Genomic DNA, 14,779 nt, shown 5'->3' on the forward strand with positions numbered 1-14,779 from the left:
AACCACGACCGTCCGACCACGACAACCGAAACACCGAGGCCCGCAAGGAATTTCCTTGCGGGCCTCGGATTGGGAACGGGCCGCCGTCAGCGGCGCGTCAGTCGACGGTGCAACCGGCGACCGGCTTGTCGTTCAACCGGTCCATCAGATAGGGAATGACACCGCTCGGGCTGAAACCGTCGATGATCTCCGGACCGAAGTGGTTCGGCAGCGCCATACCGGGCAGGATCGGCGGGAGACCGTTACTGCGGAAGGTGACGGTGGCACCCTTGCCGCACCAGTCGTCGGCGAGCTGCCGCGCCTGCGGATAGGGCACGGTGTCGTCGTTGACCCCGCTGGTGATCAGAACCGGTGCGGTGGGGCTGAGGGTGCCGATGCGCTGCCGGTTCAGGATGTCCATGGCCGCCGGTACTTCGCGCAGGTTGTCCATAAACGGCCGATGGTCCCGGGTGAAGTCACTGCCGCGCAGGAGCGGATGCTTCAGGATTACATCGCCCACACAGCTGTCCCGCAGTTCCGCGAGCAGGCTCTCACCCTGCGGCGTCACGTGCTTGTCCAGCTCGGGCTTCAAATCCGGATAGCGTTCCAGGAATCCGTTGAGGGCGTAGGCGACCACACCACCGATGAGGTTTCCGTCGATCTTCTGCAGAACCGCGCTCAGATCGGCGGTCGGCGCGCCGGCCCACACTCCTTTCAGGTTCAGCTCCGGTGCGTAGCTCGGCTGCAACTCCGCCGCGGACGCGGTCGCACCGCCGCCCTGGGAGTAACCCCAGAAGGCGAGCGGCGTCTGCGCTCCGGTACCCGAGAGCGCATTCGCGGCGCGCGCCGCGTCGAGAACGGCGTGCGCCTCTTCCACCCGGTTGACGTAGGTGTGGACACCGGGCGTGCCCAGTCCGATGTAGTCGGTGACGAAAACCCGGGCGCCCAGCGCATGCCACACCATCGCCGATACCGCCTCCTGATTGGCGGAGATGCTCGGCGGGGTGATCCGGGCGTAGAGACCGGTGGCGAAGGCCTCCGACGGCGCGCACTGATCGCCCTGTCCGGAGGTACCGGGCGCGATCACGACGGTCGGCCGCGGTCCGGTGCCCTGCCAGGCGGCGGTGGCGTCGAGGTAGGTGCCGCTGACCGCGGTGGGAGCGCCGTCCTGGGTCTGCGAGGTGTACATCACCTTCTGCGCGTTCGCGGGCCACGGCCCGAATCCCGGCGGCGCCACGAAAACCGGCATCGCCTCGGTCTTGATCACCGCTCCCGGCGTGGCCGCGAATTGTGCCGGGGGAATGTAGAACTCGCTCACCGGCGTGGCGGTGGAGGTGCCGGCGGCCGCGCAACCGAGCGCCGCGCCCACACATGCCGCAGCCCCGAGCGCGACCATCCGGCGGAAACCGCCCTCACGCCGTCTCGGCGATCCACTCGCCCGCGAGTGTGGTGCTCTGTCACCCAGTTGCATCGTCACGACCTGGCCTTTTGAACTTACTACCCAGTAGAATCGGCTTTAACATAGCCTTAATTCCCCCTGGGGAGAAATACCTGGTCACTCGCACCGAAGTTACGCCGCCGAGATTGTGATGGTTCACAACAAGCGGGCGATCGACGCAAAAGGCCGACACGGGAATCCGTGTCGGCCTCGGCTCGACGTCAGCGCGGCGCCATGCGCAGCGCACCGTCCATGCGGAAGGTTTCGCCGTTCAGGTAGTCGTGCTCGGTGATGTACTGCGCGAGCTGCGCGTACTCGTCCGGGCGGCCCAGGCGCGAGGGGAACGGCACGCCGGCCTCCAGGCCCTTGCGGTACTCCTCGGTGACGCCGGCCAGCATCGGGGTGTCGATGATGCCGGGGGCGATGGTGTTGACGCGGATGCCGAACTGGGCCAGGTCGCGCGCGGCCGGAACGGTCATGCCGGCCACGCCGCCCTTGGAGGCGGAGTAGGCGATCTGGCCGATCTGGCCCTCGAACGCCGCCACCGACGCGGTGTTGATCACGACGCCGCGCTGGCCGTACTCGTCCACCGGCTCGGTCTTGGAGATGGCGTCGGCGGCCAGGCGCATCACGTTGAAGGTGCCCAGCAGATTCACGGTGATCACGGTCCGGAACAGCTCCAGATCGTGCGGGCCGTTCTTGGACAGGATGCGTCCCGCCCAGCCCACACCGGCGCAGTTGACCACGATGCGCGGCGGCACACCGGATTCGACGACCTTCGCCACCGCGGCGGCGACCTCGTCGTTGCTGGTCACATCGGTCGGAATCAGGGTGACACCGGCGGGGACGCTGTCGCCGGCCCGTTCGATCGACTGAGTCAGATCGAGACCGAATACGGTCGCACCCTGGTCGGCGAAGCGTTGTGCGGTCGCGGCGCCCAGACCGGACGCAGCTCCGGTGATGATCGCGGCGGAGCCCGAAATCTCCACGGTGTTTGGTCCTCTCGTTAGTGACGGCCCTATGGGTACTGGCCTTCCGTCAACAGCACCATATCGGGCGTGGGTGCCGTCACAGCCGGGGGTGCGCCGCGTGGGAAGCCGGCGCCGCGCAGAATGGAAGACAACCAGCTAGTTTCGTTTGTGAACCGGTACGCGATCGAACGATGGAGTTGCCACATGACCGCCTCGGCCCCCGCGGACCGCCGGCTACCTCGGGGCCGCCACGGTATCCCGCGGGAAACGGTCGTCCAAGACCAGCGCGACCGGATTCTCGCGGCGATGGCGGATGCGATGGCCGCCCACGGATATGTGGGCACGTCGGTCGCGGCGGTGATCAAGCGTGCGGGAGTGTCGCGGGAGACGTTCTACGAGCAGTTCCGCTCCAAGGAGGACTGTTTCGAGGCGGCCTACGAGCGGGCGGTGGAACAGCTGATCGCGCGCATCCAGGACACGCTGCGGCCGCGGCCCGACGCCCCCGCCGAACCGCCGATCGGCGCCCTCCTCGACGCCTATCTCGACGGCTTGGCCGCCGAACCGGCCTACGCGCGCCTGTTCCTCGTCGAGGTCTACGCAGCCGGTCCCACCGCGATCGCGCGGCGCGCGGAACTGCAGGAATCGTTCGTCGCGCTCGTCGCGGACATTCTCGACGCCCGCACCGATCAGCAGCGCTTCGCGTGCCGCACCATGGTCGCCGCCCTCAGCGCCATGGTGACCACCCACGTCGCCGCCGATGATCTGGACGGGCTGCGGGAATTGCGCGAGCCCATGCTCGAGCTGGTTCACCGCAGCGGCGACTTGTTCGGCGGCGCGCCCGCCGACCCCGGCGCCCTCGGCCGCGCCGATCCGCGGGAGCATTTCGATCCCTGGTGACCACCGCCGGACGCCGGCTCAGTCGAGGCAGAACTCGTTGCCCTCCGGATCGGCCATCACGATGTGACCGTTGCCGAGCGGGGGAGCGGGTTCGTGGCGCTGCAGCCTGGTCGCACCGCGGGAGACCAGCCGCTCGGCCTCGGCCTCCAATGCGGCCATCCGGTCGTCGCCGGTCAGGCCCGGGGCCGCCCGCACATCCAGATGGACTCGATTCTTGGCCTGCTTGCCTTCGGGCACCCGCTGAAAGAACAGCCGCGGGCCGGCGCCCTCCGGATCGATCAGCGCCGAGGCGTCGTTGCGCCGTTCCGGCGGCACGTTCATGGCCGCCAGCGCCTCGTCCCAGGTCCGGAATCCGGGCGGTGGATCCTGCAGCCGGTAGCCGAGGGCCTCGGCCCAGAACGCGGCCAATTCCGCGGGATCGCCGCAGTCGAAGGTGATCTGGACATCGCGAGCCATCAGCTCGCCTCCTGTCGGTCGTGGTGCAGGTAGAGGTCGCGCAGCAGGCACACCTCCGCCAGATGGTGGATCAGTTCGCGGTTGATGTGCAAAATCAGCGCCGAGAACGGGAATTCGGCATAGGGTCCTTCGGCAGCACCGCACGCACGGTTCAGGCCGTCCTCGTCCAGCGATCCGATGCCCTCCAGCCAGGTGGCATATTCCGAATCGAGCTGGGCCAGTGCGTCTTTCGCGGTCTCGGCGTATTCGAACGAATGGTAATCGGTGGCCGCGCGCCCGAAATGCGCCGCGTTACGCACGGCGAGGACGCCGACGATCACATGGCCCAGCCGCCAGGCGATCGTCGTGAACGGCGCCGGCTCCGGCGGCGGGAAGGCGAAGTCGATGGTCATCGCGCCCGAACCACCCTGGATCGGTGCGCTGCCGGTGGCGCGCGGGTGCAGATTCCAGCAGCCGGGCACGGGCTCCCAGAAGTACTCGTCGTCGGTGAGTCCGTCGAGCCGGGGGCGGAGCTGCTGAGTCCAGTGCCAGTCGATCTGCTCGCGCAGCAGAGTGTTCCAGTCGGTCATGGGCACAGCTTCGCGCCAATAGCGGACAGCTACCTTCCGCGATCTGTGCCACGATGAGCGAATGACCGTCGAGGCGACCACCGAACGGGTGTTGCGGCTGCTGGCCCTGCTGCAACGCCGGCCGTCGTGGACCGCTACGGAACTGGCCGACGAGCTGGGCGTCACCGACCGTTCGGTGCGCCGCGACGTGGAACGACTGCGCGCGATCGGTTATCCGGTACAGGCCACGGCCGGCGTCGGCGGTGGATACCGGCTCGGTGCGGGGACGCGGCTGCCGCCGCTGTTGCTCGACGACGAGGAGGCCATCGCCACGGCGGTGTCGCTGCGCCTGGCCACCGGAGGAACCGTCGCCGGCGCGGGCGAGGCGGCGCTGCGGGCGCTGACGAAGCTCGATCAGGTGATGCCGCCCCGATTGCGTGCCGAGGTGCGCGCGGTACACGACGCCACGGAGACCATGGTCGGTCCGGGTATCGAGATCGATGCGGAACTGCTGATGACCCTCGCCCGGGCCTGCCGCGACGCCGTCCGGGTCCGCTTCCAGTACTCGGGCCGTAACGGGACTGCCGGTGAACGGACCGTCGAACCGGTCCGCATGGTCACCACCGGCCGGCGCTGGTATCTGATGGCACGCGATATCGATCGCGACGACTGGCGCACCTTCCGCCTCGACCGCATGCGGGAGGTGCGCGCCACGACCTGGCGTTTCCGGCCGCGGGACCATCCGGATCCGGTCGGCTACGTCCAGCGATCGGTGGCCGAGGCGCCCTACCGCCATCTCGCCCGGATCCGCGTCCACGCCGATTCCGCCCGGGTACGTGATCTGATTCCGCCCCAGGTCGGCCGCGTCGAAGACGATCGCGACGGCTGGTCGGTACTGGTGGTGGCCGGCGACGACCTCGACTGGCTCGCGGTTCGCGTCGTCCGCCTCGGCTTCGAGGTCGACGTGCTGGAGCCTCCGGAACTCCGCGAAGCCGCCGCTCACCTGGCGCGCGATCTGTCGGCCCTGGCCGAACCGGGACCAGCCGAACCGGGACCAGCCGAACCGAGCTGAGCCGACCGCCGTGGGCGGGTCCCTCAGCGTCCGTGCAGTGAATGCGGTTCGGCCGGCTCCTCGTCGGTCCGCTTCGACCGCCCGAGCAGTCCCCACAGCGCGCCGCCGACCAGCGGTACCACCGCCGCGATCGAATACTCGCCGAGTTTGCCCAGGTCCGGCGCTATCGCGCCGAGCAGGGTGGCGGCACCGATGTACAGGAACAGCAGGCCGGACGCGACGGCGACCGCCCGGCCCGGAATGTGCTTGCCGACGGTGATGCCGATGGCGATGGCGAGACCGCCGGCGGCGACCATGCCCGCGACCGAACCCACCCAGACGGCCACCCAGCTGTGATTCGAGGCCAGGGCGATGGTCGCGAACATGGTGCGGTCGCCGAGTTCGGCGAGCAGGAACGACGAGATCACGATGAGGAAGGCACGGCCGGGGGAGGCGGGACCGGCGGTCTCGGGTTCGTCGGGATCGGGTTCCTCGTGCCGGGCCGCCCACAGCGTCCACACGCCGACCGCCAGCAGGATGAGGCCGGTGCAGAGTGCGATGAAGTCGGTGGGCAGGGCCGCTCCGAGAAAATGTCCGACGCCGACGGCGATCACATTCACCAGCACGCTCGCGACGGTGATACCGCCCAGCACGATCCACCAGCGGTAACGCAACGCGAAGGTCAGGGCCATCAGCTGCGATTTGTCGCCGAGTTCGGCGACGAAGAGCACGCCGAAGCTCAGTAGTATCGCGGCGATCATCATCGGCTCCCAGGTCTCCGGCGTATCGGCCGAAGACGGGGCGCCCTCAGCCGACCACGCCCGTATGAACGGTCTGTCGTCGGCCGAAGGTCTCGCCCACCGGAAATCCGGTTCGGATGGCCGGATCCGTCCAGCGGATCAGTATGTCGACCATGCGATTGCGGGCTACTCCCCTTCGCTGCCTTTCAGCCTACCCTTACCTGCGCGCTGCCGCCAAGTCCCTGTTGCCGAAATCGCAATGCGCACAATAAGTTTGGCGATGCGGCCGAAAAGTTTCGGGTACCCGTCGAAGGTGTTTCGCCGGGGCTCCGCACCGGGTTCGGACGTCCGTGCCGCGGGTGGTGGGGTGCCCGTCGGCCTCAGGCGGCGAGCAGCATGGCCAGCACCGCGGTATCCGGATCCGAGATCGGGTCCACGCCCACGCGGCTGACCATCGAGGTGACCGTGCCGTCGAGTTCGGCCTCCACCCACGCCGCCCGGTGCGCGAGCCCCAGATGCGGAATGCCCGGCAGCAGAACACATCCCGACGCGGCACCGACACATTCGGGCAGCGACGGATTGGTCTCCGAGGGGGGATGCAACATCATCAACGCGGGTGGCACATGATCGGCGAAGCGTCCCGGTTCGATCGCTTCCTCGCCCAATACCGGCCCCTCGGCCACCACCAGTCCGACGGTGTCCGGATGCGGATCGTCGGGCAGTTCTTCGCGCGCTCCGAAGACCGTCGTGGTGGTCAGCAGGCCGGGCAGACTCGCCACCCGCACCGCGAGCGCCAGCAGTTGCGCCCATTCCTTGGTCGTATCGGGCCAGCGCCCGGAGATCACGAAGCCACGCAGTATGCCGCGCGCCTGGAACGGCGTGATCCCGACCGGATTGTTCGTACGCATCGGATGCCTCCCGAACTGTCAACGGGGGCGGCTCCGCGATGAGCGAGCCCGTCCTCGACCTATCGTGCGATAGGAGTACCCGAGAATGACTCGAACAATGTCTGGCACACAAGTACCAGAGAGTGCTAAATCGCAGGTAACACGGCCGAAACGCAACTCAGGCCATACCCGGCGGGTATGGCCTGAAGTCGCGGAGAGGCATATCAGCCGAAGATCAGGCCCTTGCCCTGAGCGACGGCCTTGGCGAAGCGCTCCTGCACGTCGGCCCAGTTGACGACATTCCAGAACGCCTTCACGTAATCGGCCTTGACGTTCTTGTACTGCAGGTAGAAGGCGTGCTCCCACATGTCGACCTGCAGCAGCGGGATGATGCCGAGCGGCACGTTGGCCTGCTGGTCGTACAGCTGGAAGGTCAGCAGCTTCTGACCGAGGGTGTCGTAACCCAGCACCGCCCAGCCCGAGCCCTGCAGGCCGTTGGCGGCAGCGGTGAACTGCGCGCGGAACTTGTCGAACGATCCGAACTGGTCGTCGATCGCGGCGGCCAGGTCCCCGACCGGCTTGTCGCCGCCGTTGGGGGACAGGTTCTTCCACCAGATGGAGTGGTTCACGTGACCACCGAGGTGGAAGGCCAGGTTCTTCTCGTGCAGGAAGATCGCACCGTGGTCGTCGGCCTCGCGCGCGGCTTCCAGCTTCTCGAGCGCGGTGTTGACGCCGGCGACGTATGCGGCGTGATGCTTCGAGTGGTGAATCTCGTTGATCTGCCCGGAGATGTGAGGCTCCAAGGCGCCGTAGTCGTAATCCAGATCTGGCAGCGTGTACTCAGCCACGATGTCCCTTCCTCATGATGTCGGCGCGTGTACCCGGTCATGTCGAGCACACCAACCTTCATTCGTACACCCGCTCGATGCAACCGGGTCCGGTCCACCCTAGATTCCCACGGCCCGAAATCGACGGCTCGGCCAGGATCGAGGGCGCACGCCCGTGGTATGCCCCGGCTCGGAGATTTATTCACGCTGAACGCATGTCGGCGCGATTTCGCCCGGATCGCGGTACGGAGTTCCGCCACGCCGGCGGTGGGCCGGCGGCTACATCGGCGGTGCGACGTCGGGCAGCATCGTGCGCGGATCGCACGAGTCGTGTGCCTTCCACCAGCGCCGCGCGCCGGCCGCGAATTCGTCGAGGCCGACCAGAGTTCCGTCGGCGGTCTCGATGGTGACGTCCTCGAACCAGACCCGCACATCCAGCTCGCGCGGATCGGTGCCCTCCTGCTGGGAGAACTCGAGGACGTGGGCCGGGGTCCGAGCGCTGATCGTGGTGTCGAAACTCAGCAGCTCGCGCCACAGCGCCCAGCCACTGTCGTCGACGTCGATGAAATCCCAGCCGTGCAGGGCGCCGCCGCCGAATCCGGCGATGGCGTCCCCGAGGGTGTCGAGGGTGAGCGGGAAGATGCGCGGTGCCAGATCGTCCCAGCGCTGCCGGCGCAGGGATGCCGCGACCCGGCTGACCCCGGACAGTGTGAGCGACACCCGGCCGTCGGCGGGCTGCCCGTCACCGGGGAGGGTGAGTACCTCCAGTTCGATTCGAAGTCGTCCGTCCGCGGCGTCGACCACGAGTCCGAGACAGGTCGCCTCGGCGAGTGCGGTGTTGAGCCCGGTCGTATCCAATCCGTCGAGTAACGCCCTGCTCGCGTCCATAGCGTCAGGCTACCGATTCCCCGCCGTAGAGCCCGGTATTTGGGTTTCTCGCTAGTGTTGTCGTTTTTTTGCCGAAGAGAGGGAACCGATCGGTCAGCCGCCCCGTCCAAGTATGTGTCGGGCTCTCGTAGCGGCCGGTGATCCGCCGTTGACCAGCGCAGGAGACCCGCAGGCGGCGGCGGGGGCCGCTCCGGGACCGAGGAGGGGAGTCCCGGAGCGGCCCCCGTTCCGTTTTCCCGAATCGGTTGATGCGAACCGACCGGTCTCGCAAGTCGCAACCTGTGGATGAGGTTGTGGATTATGTGGATAACTGGGGTTGAGATATACACAGGTCGGTGTGCCCGGGGTGTGCGGCACGGTATGGACGGCCGGAACAAACCTGGAGTTCACCCGGGCGATCGACTGCCGGGTCTCCCCGCCGATCCGGGGGACGTGGCAGGATCGTCCATTGTGACGAGCTCCGAAATCCCCTCGGTGCCGGTCCAGGATCTGCCTGCCGAATTCGACGCCGCACCGTCGGCGGGTGCCGGATCCGGAGCCGGCGCCCCGTCCGCGATCCTGCTCGATGTCCGCGAGGACGACGAATGGCAGCTCGGCCACGCGCCGGCCGCGCTGCACATCCCGATGATCGACGTGCCCGCACGTCTGGACGAGCTGGACTACGACGCCGACATCTACGTCGTCTGCCGCCAGGGCGGACGCTCGATCGAGGTCGCCAAATATCTCGCGTACGTGGGATTCGAGGTCTACCAGGTCGTCGGCGGCATGGTCGCCTGGCAGCAGGCCGGACGCCCGCTGACCGGCGCGGGCGACATCGAGGCGAAAATCTACTGACGAGCCGTCGAATACGAGCGCAACCGCACACCCGATGATGAAGGTCGACAGGATGGAAGGGGGAGCAGCCCGGTGAGTACGGTCGTGCAACCCTGCGCCCGGTGCGGCGCCCGCTGGGCGGTGCACGGCACCCCGATGCACTGGTGCCCGCGCTGCCGCGGTGTGCTGCTGTCACCGGCGCCCGTCGATGCCCCGCCGGAACGGCGCAACTACCGCTGGGTGGCCCGCCCGCCGGGGCGCGGCCCGCGGGTCGAACGCCCGCGTCCGGCGCCCGCGATCGATCCGGCCACCCCGCGCTACACCGAGATTCCGCGCTGGGGACTGCAGGACCGGCCGCCGCACCTCGCCGCCGCGCCGCAGAATCGGATCCAGGCCGTCCTGCACTGGCTGACCGAACGGGTCGCCGGTCTGCTGCTGGCCACCGTCATCCTGTTCGGACTGTCGGCGGTCGCCGAATTCGGCCGCTATCTGATTCTGCTGCGCAACCGCACCAGGCTGATCCAGCCGCTGCTGTTGTTCTTCTCCGACCTCACCGTCTACGCGACCTCGGTCGCCGCGCTGATCTGCGCGTTGATCACCGCGATCGGCCTGCTCGGCTGGCTGGTCCGTGCTCGCCGCAGCGCCTACGCCGGAAACGGCCGCCGCGATCCCCGGTCCCTGCGGGCGCTGCTGTGCGGCGGGCTCATCCCGGTGGTCAATCTGGTCTGGCCGGGTGTTTTCCTCACCGAACTGGCTCGCCAGCTCGGCGGTGACCCACGCACGCTGCGCGCGGTGCGGATCTGGTGGGGTGTCTGGGTTCTCAACGGTGTGATGGTCATTGCGTCGCTGTTCTGGCGTACGGCCGATACGCTGCAGGGCCAAGCCGACGGTGTGATCTTCACGGTCTACACCGATCTGGTCGCGGTCGCGGCGGCGGTGCTGTCGCTGTGGGTGCTGCGGATGTGCGAGGGTCGTGATCTGCGCGGCCGGATCCGGACGGCCAAGCGCTGGTTGCCCGCGGCCGGTCCGGCGGTACCGGTGATCGAGCCCGTCCATCCGGTCACCGCGGTGGAAACAGCGGACCGGGCGGCCGCCGGGAACGCCGAAACACAGCACACCGAAGCCGGGAACACCGGCGCCGAGAACACCGAGGCGGAGCGCGTCGAACAGGAGGAGGTCATGGCCAAGTGAGCCAGGGCAATCGCGCACCGTTCGTGGTCGCGCACCGGGGTGCGTCGGGTACCCGTCCCGAACACACCCTCGCCGCCTACGAGCTGGCATTGGAGGAGGGCGCGGACGGTGTCGAATGCGATGTCCGGCTGACTCGTGACGGTCACCTGGTCTGTGTGCACGACCGCACGGTGGACCGCACCTCGTCCGGCACCGGCCTGGTCAGCGAGATGACCCTCGACGAGCTGCGGGATCTCGACTTCGGCGGCAACGGCAGCCCCGCACCGGTGCTGACGCTGAGTGAGCTGATCACGCTGGTACTGGACTGGCGCAGCCGGCCGACCAAACTGTTCATCGAGACCAAGCATCCGGTCCGCTACGGCGCGCTGGTGGAGAACAAGGTGCTGGCCGAACTGCAGCGCTTCGGCATCGCCACACCGGCCTCGGCCGACCATTCCCGCGCGGTCGTGATGTCGTTCGCCGCCACCGCGGTGTGGCGCATCCGCCGGGCCGCGCCGCTGTTGCCGACCGTCCTGCTCGGCGAATCCTCGCGGTATCTGGGCGGAAGCGCCGCGACGACGGTCGGTGCCACCGCGGTCGGCCCGTCGGTGAAAACCCTGCGCGAACATCCCGAACTGGTCGACAAGGCCGCCGCCGCCGGACGCGCCACCTACTGCTGGACCGTCGACGATCCCCAGGACGTCGAACTGTGCGCGGAGCTGGGCGTCAGCTGGGTCGCTACCAACCATCCCGGCCGGACCAAGAACGTGCTGGACGGTATCTGATCGAACGGGACAGCCCGGCGGGGGAATCGGTTCGCCCTCCGCGGCGAATTCTGTCCACGCCTGCGCGGCAATTCGGTGCGCCCCTGCGCGGCGGTGGCCGCGGGAACCTGTAGGTTCTGCGTTCGTGGGTAAGAGCAAGCGCAACAGTCCCAAGCCCGACAGCAACCGGGCCCAGCGCCTCGCCGAACGTCGTGCGGCGCAACAGCAGGCCGCTTCGGCCGTGACGCGCCCCTTCGCCGGGCTGGCCGCCGAATGCGACCTGGTCGCACTCCGCGAGTTCGTCCCGTCGGCGACCGCGACCCTGGAACTGGCCGCGGGCGTCTCCGCCGAGCGCCCGGTGACGCTGGCCACCGTGCTGCCCGGCGCGGTCGCCGCCCTGGTTCGCGCGGGTGACGAGCCGACCGGATTCGTCGGTGCGCAGGTGCAGGTCCAGTCGGACGATCCGGCCGCCGATCTGGCCGCCGCGATTCTGTGGACGCAGGCCGCCGAACCCGGCGAATCGCTCACCGCGGCAAGCGAAGCCGCCCAGGACGCGGTGCCTCCGCTGTCCGAGGTCATCGATCCCAAGGCGAATCTGGATCTGACCGTCCACCAGAACTTCCAGTGGTGGGTGCCGGAGGGCGTCACGCCGGATCCGCAGGTCGCCGCGACCATCGACCAGGCCGATCAGGCGATCATGCCGTCGGATCGGCTGGCCCTCGGCGCCGAATCCGTGGGCGCGGCCTGGTGGGTCGACGCCGGCGAGAAGGCGCATCTGCGCTGGGTCCGGCCCGAGGACGAAGATGCCTTGATGCTGGCCCTCGCACGCGTCCACGCCGCGGGTGGACTGCACCTGGGCGACGGCTCCCGATTCGCGGGTTCGTTCCGCACGCACGGCCTGCTGGTGCCGGTCTTCGATCTGGATCGCGAACGGCACCCGAACGAATGGGTCACTCCCGCACACGAATTCGGTGCCCGCTTGGCCGAGGCGCTGGCCTCCGACGCGCCGCTGAGCTCGGAGGAGCGGCGCTCCCGCGACGGACTGCGCTCGCGCCAGGTCACGCTGCGCTAGCGAAACCCACTGCGGGACAAGCGTTCCGCACCGGCACCATACGACGAACTCGGCCCGCCGGACGGCAGGCCGAGTTCGTCGATGTCTCTCGCGTCAGATATTTCCGCCGGCCGCCGCCGGCGCCCCGGAAGTATCGCTCGGACCGCTCATCTCGCGCGAGACGAAATACTCGAGATCGAACAGGTTGGATCCGGCCCGGTCGGCGACGGTGAGCAGCGTGGTCATCCGCGCCACCTCCTCGACCTGCTCCTTCAGGAACCACTGCATGAACTGCTCGCCCAGGTAATCGCCCTCCTCGCGGGCGGTGCTGGCCAATTGGACGATCTGCTCGGTGACGGTCTTCTCCTGCTGGAGCGCCAATTGGATCGGCTCGCGCGCATTCTCGAATTGCGACCGCGCGGCGTCGACCCCGGAGAGTTCGACGCTCATGTCCCGATCGAGGAAATACCGCACGATCATCATCGCGTGATTGCGTTCCTCGATGGCCTGGGCATAGAAGTGCTTCGCCAGAACCGGCAGATCGGCATTGTCGAACCACACCGCGATCGCGATGTACTGGTGCTCGGCATTGAATTCATGCCGGATCTGATCGTGGAGCAGGGCGTGAAATTTGCTGTGCGAGGAATCGGCGTGGCTGGACATGAATCCGACATTAGTGCTGGTCAAGTTCGGCTGTCATCCAAGTACACCCTTAATGAGGCAAGTATTGCCTTAGTTACCGGCGCCTCACCCGAGCGGCGCGGCCGCAATTCGGAATTCGCCGGCTGCCTGCGATTTCGGGCGCCCTCGCATTTTCATCGCCGCGCGATTCCCGCCGGTTTCGGAGCGGAGGCGTCGGGCGTGCGTGTGGCCGGGATCTCGCGCGCCACGAACTCCTCGATGTCGAACAGATTGCCCGCCGCTCGCTCGCACACCGCCGCCAGGGTGGTGAGCCGCGCGACCTCCGCGAGTTGATCCTCGAGGAACCAGCGAACGAACTGCTCGCCGAGATAATCTCCCGCGTCGCGGGCGGTGCGGGTCAGCGTGGTGATGTGATCGGTCAGTTCCCGTTCGCGAGTCAGCAGGAATTCCACGGTGGCCGAGGGTGATTCGAAATCCGAGCGCACCTCGTCGGTACCGGTGACCGCGACGGCGACATCCCGGTCGAGCAGATATCGCACCATCCGCAGGGCATGGGCGCGTTTGTCCTCCGCGCCCAGATAGCAGATACGTGCCAGCTGCGGCAGCCGCTGCGCGTCGAAATGGACGGCCGCGGCGAGATATTGCTGTGAGGCGGTGAATTCGCGTCGAATCTGCGCGCGCAACAGGTCGGGGAAGGGGCCGGTGCCGGACATACCCCGACGCTACCGGGTGAGCAGATCGTCCGGGACCGCCTGGTCGTGTGCCAGCGCATCGAAGAAGCGGCTCGCCCGATCCTTGTCCCACAGCAGCACGTTGCCGGAACCCGATTCGTCGACGAAGCCGCCGATCGGCACGGTGGTGGCGATCGTCTTACCGTGTAGCGCCCAGCCCAACCGGCCGAGATCCCAGATGTGATCGCCGTTGTCGACCTGCATCGAGGAGGCCACATCGCGGGCCAGCGGCCACACCTTCAACGGGTTGGCGAGCGTACCCGCGCTGGTCGCCTTCTCCAGCAGCGCGGACAGGAACAGCCGCTGATTGTTCATGCGGTCCAGGTCCGCTCGCGGGGTGGCGCGGGTCCGCACGAACCCGAGCGCCTGAGAGCCGGACAGATGCTGACATCCGGCCGGAAGGTCGATACCGGCCTTCGGATCGTCGATCGCATCGGGCAGGCACATATCGATACCGCCGAGTGAATCGACCATGCCGGCGAAACCGCCGAAGCCGATTTCGGCGAAATGGTCGATGCGCAGGCCGGTCGCGTTCTCGACCGTCTGCACCAGCAATTTCGGGCCACCGGCGGAAAACGCCGCGTTGAGCTTGTCCTTGCCGACACCCGGAATGCTCACATACGAATCGCGCGGCAGGCTCACCACGGTGGGCGCACCCGATTTCGGGATGTGCACGAGCATGATGGTGTCGCTGCGCTCACCACCCGCGTCGGCGCTGTCGCCGGTCGACAGTTCCTTCTCCTGTTCCGGCGTCAGACCGACGCGGGTATCGGATCCGGTGAGCAGCCAATTGGTACCGGCTGTCTGCGCGACGCGGTCCGGATAGGCGGCCAGCGCGTCGACGCGGTGAAGTGAGCGATCCAGATAGATCAGCCCGGCGACCGGCAGCAGGATGACGATGAGCAGCAGAATCAGCAACCACCTGC

At 67.9% G+C, this 14,779-nt stretch carries 17 protein-coding genes; 6 read left to right on the forward strand and 11 right to left on the reverse strand.

Features of this window, described 5'->3' with window-relative positions; translation table 11 throughout:
• Nucleotides 1-97 precede the first annotated feature (97 nt).
• Nucleotides 98-1,375, reverse strand: a complete 1,278-nt coding sequence (locus tag RJ03_RS00315; RefSeq protein WP_083870496.1) for a lipase family protein — start codon at nt 1,373-1,375, stop codon at nt 98-100.
• A gap of 263 nt (nt 1,376-1,638) precedes the next feature.
• Nucleotides 1,639-2,406 carry an SDR family NAD(P)-dependent oxidoreductase gene (locus tag RJ03_RS00320; protein ID WP_036496958.1) on the reverse strand — a complete coding sequence of 256 codons (768 nt, stop codon included), beginning with the start codon at nt 2,404-2,406 and terminating at the stop codon, nt 1,639-1,641.
• A 186-nt stretch (nt 2,407-2,592) separates the two neighbouring features.
• Here RJ03_RS00320 and RJ03_RS00325 point away from each other — a divergent pair, with 186 nt between their 5' ends.
• Nucleotides 2,593-3,285 (forward strand): TetR/AcrR family transcriptional regulator, encoded by a 693-nt coding sequence (locus RJ03_RS00325; protein WP_051024072.1) that lies wholly within the window; start codon nt 2,593-2,595, stop codon nt 3,283-3,285.
• An 18-nt stretch (nt 3,286-3,303) separates the two neighbouring features.
• Here RJ03_RS00325 and RJ03_RS00330 read toward each other — a convergent pair whose 3' ends face one another.
• Nucleotides 3,304-3,741: a VOC family protein gene (locus tag RJ03_RS00330; RefSeq protein WP_036496959.1), complete on the reverse strand. Its 438-nt coding sequence runs from the start codon at nt 3,739-3,741 to the stop codon at nt 3,304-3,306.
• The gene (locus RJ03_RS00335; protein ID WP_036496960.1) at nt 3,741-4,310 is read right to left on the reverse strand and encodes a DinB family protein; all 570 of its coding nucleotides are present in this window, start codon (nt 4,308-4,310) and stop codon (nt 3,741-3,743) included. The genes RJ03_RS00330 and RJ03_RS00335 overlap by 1 nt, the downstream gene beginning before the upstream one ends.
• A 61-nt stretch (nt 4,311-4,371) precedes the next feature.
• Between RJ03_RS00335 and RJ03_RS00340 the strand changes: the two genes are divergently transcribed.
• Nucleotides 4,372-5,361 carry a helix-turn-helix transcriptional regulator gene (locus RJ03_RS00340; RefSeq protein ID WP_036496961.1) on the forward strand — a complete coding sequence of 330 codons (990 nt, stop codon included), beginning with the start codon at nt 4,372-4,374 and terminating at the stop codon, nt 5,359-5,361.
• A 23-nt stretch (nt 5,362-5,384) separates the two neighbouring features.
• Here the strand turns inward: RJ03_RS00340 and RJ03_RS00345 are convergent, their stop codons facing one another.
• The 4 genes from RJ03_RS00345 to RJ03_RS00360 all read right to left on the reverse strand — a co-directional run bounded on the left by RJ03_RS00345 (nt 5,385) and on the right by RJ03_RS00360 (nt 8,682).
• Nucleotides 5,385-6,104 (reverse strand): TMEM165/GDT1 family protein, encoded by a 720-nt coding sequence (locus RJ03_RS00345; protein WP_245552135.1) that lies wholly within the window; start codon nt 6,102-6,104, stop codon nt 5,385-5,387.
• A gap of 356 nt (nt 6,105-6,460) precedes the next feature.
• On the reverse strand, nt 6,461-6,988 hold the full coding sequence (locus RJ03_RS00350) for a hypothetical protein (RefSeq protein ID WP_036496962.1): 528 nt from the start codon (nt 6,986-6,988) through the stop codon (nt 6,461-6,463).
• Between the two features lie 203 nt (nt 6,989-7,191).
• On the reverse strand, nt 7,192-7,815 hold the full coding sequence (locus RJ03_RS00355) for a superoxide dismutase (protein ID WP_036496963.1): 624 nt from the start codon (nt 7,813-7,815) through the stop codon (nt 7,192-7,194).
• A 258-nt stretch (nt 7,816-8,073) separates the two neighbouring features.
• Nucleotides 8,074-8,682 (reverse strand): hypothetical protein, encoded by a 609-nt coding sequence (locus RJ03_RS00360; RefSeq protein ID WP_036496964.1) that lies wholly within the window; start codon nt 8,680-8,682, stop codon nt 8,074-8,076.
• Nucleotides 8,683-9,132: 450 nt separating this feature from the next.
• Here RJ03_RS00360 and RJ03_RS35710 point away from each other — a divergent pair, with 450 nt between their 5' ends.
• The 4 genes from RJ03_RS35710 to RJ03_RS00380 all read left to right on the forward strand — a co-directional run bounded on the left by RJ03_RS35710 (nt 9,133) and on the right by RJ03_RS00380 (nt 12,501).
• On the forward strand, nt 9,133-9,516 hold the full coding sequence (locus RJ03_RS35710) for a rhodanese-like domain-containing protein (protein ID WP_036496981.1): 384 nt from the start codon (nt 9,133-9,135) through the stop codon (nt 9,514-9,516).
• A 72-nt stretch (nt 9,517-9,588) separates the two neighbouring features.
• Nucleotides 9,589-10,686, forward strand: coding sequence for a DUF4328 domain-containing protein (locus RJ03_RS00370; protein ID WP_245552137.1), 1,098 nt, complete (start codon nt 9,589-9,591; stop codon nt 10,684-10,686).
• A complete protein-coding gene (locus RJ03_RS00375; RefSeq protein WP_036496965.1) occupies nt 10,683-11,450 on the forward strand; it encodes a glycerophosphodiester phosphodiesterase in 768 nt (255 codons plus the stop codon). Before RJ03_RS00370 ends, RJ03_RS00375 begins: the two co-directional genes overlap by 4 nt.
• Before the next feature lie 124 nt (nt 11,451-11,574).
• Nucleotides 11,575-12,501 (forward strand): DUF5926 family protein, encoded by a 927-nt coding sequence (locus RJ03_RS00380; protein ID WP_036496966.1) that lies wholly within the window; start codon nt 11,575-11,577, stop codon nt 12,499-12,501.
• A gap of 93 nt (nt 12,502-12,594) precedes the next feature.
• On the opposite strand, the gene RJ03_RS00385 is transcribed toward RJ03_RS00380, so the two are convergent.
• From RJ03_RS00385 to RJ03_RS00395, 3 genes are all read right to left on the reverse strand, one after another.
• The gene (locus RJ03_RS00385; protein WP_036496967.1) at nt 12,595-13,143 is read right to left on the reverse strand and encodes a ferritin; all 549 of its coding nucleotides are present in this window, start codon (nt 13,141-13,143) and stop codon (nt 12,595-12,597) included.
• Between the two features lie 152 nt (nt 13,144-13,295).
• Nucleotides 13,296-13,835 (reverse strand): ferritin, encoded by a 540-nt coding sequence (locus RJ03_RS00390; protein WP_036496968.1) that lies wholly within the window; start codon nt 13,833-13,835, stop codon nt 13,296-13,298.
• A gap of 9 nt (nt 13,836-13,844) precedes the next feature.
• On the reverse strand, nt 13,845-14,779 hold a 935-nt coding region (locus RJ03_RS00395), incomplete at its 5' end, for an LCP family protein (protein WP_036496983.1).

Origin of the sequence: Nocardia aobensis NBRC 100429, assembly GCF_000308375.1 — a bacterium.
Classification (GTDB): Bacteria; Actinomycetota; Actinomycetes; order Mycobacteriales; family Mycobacteriaceae; genus Nocardia; species Nocardia aobensis.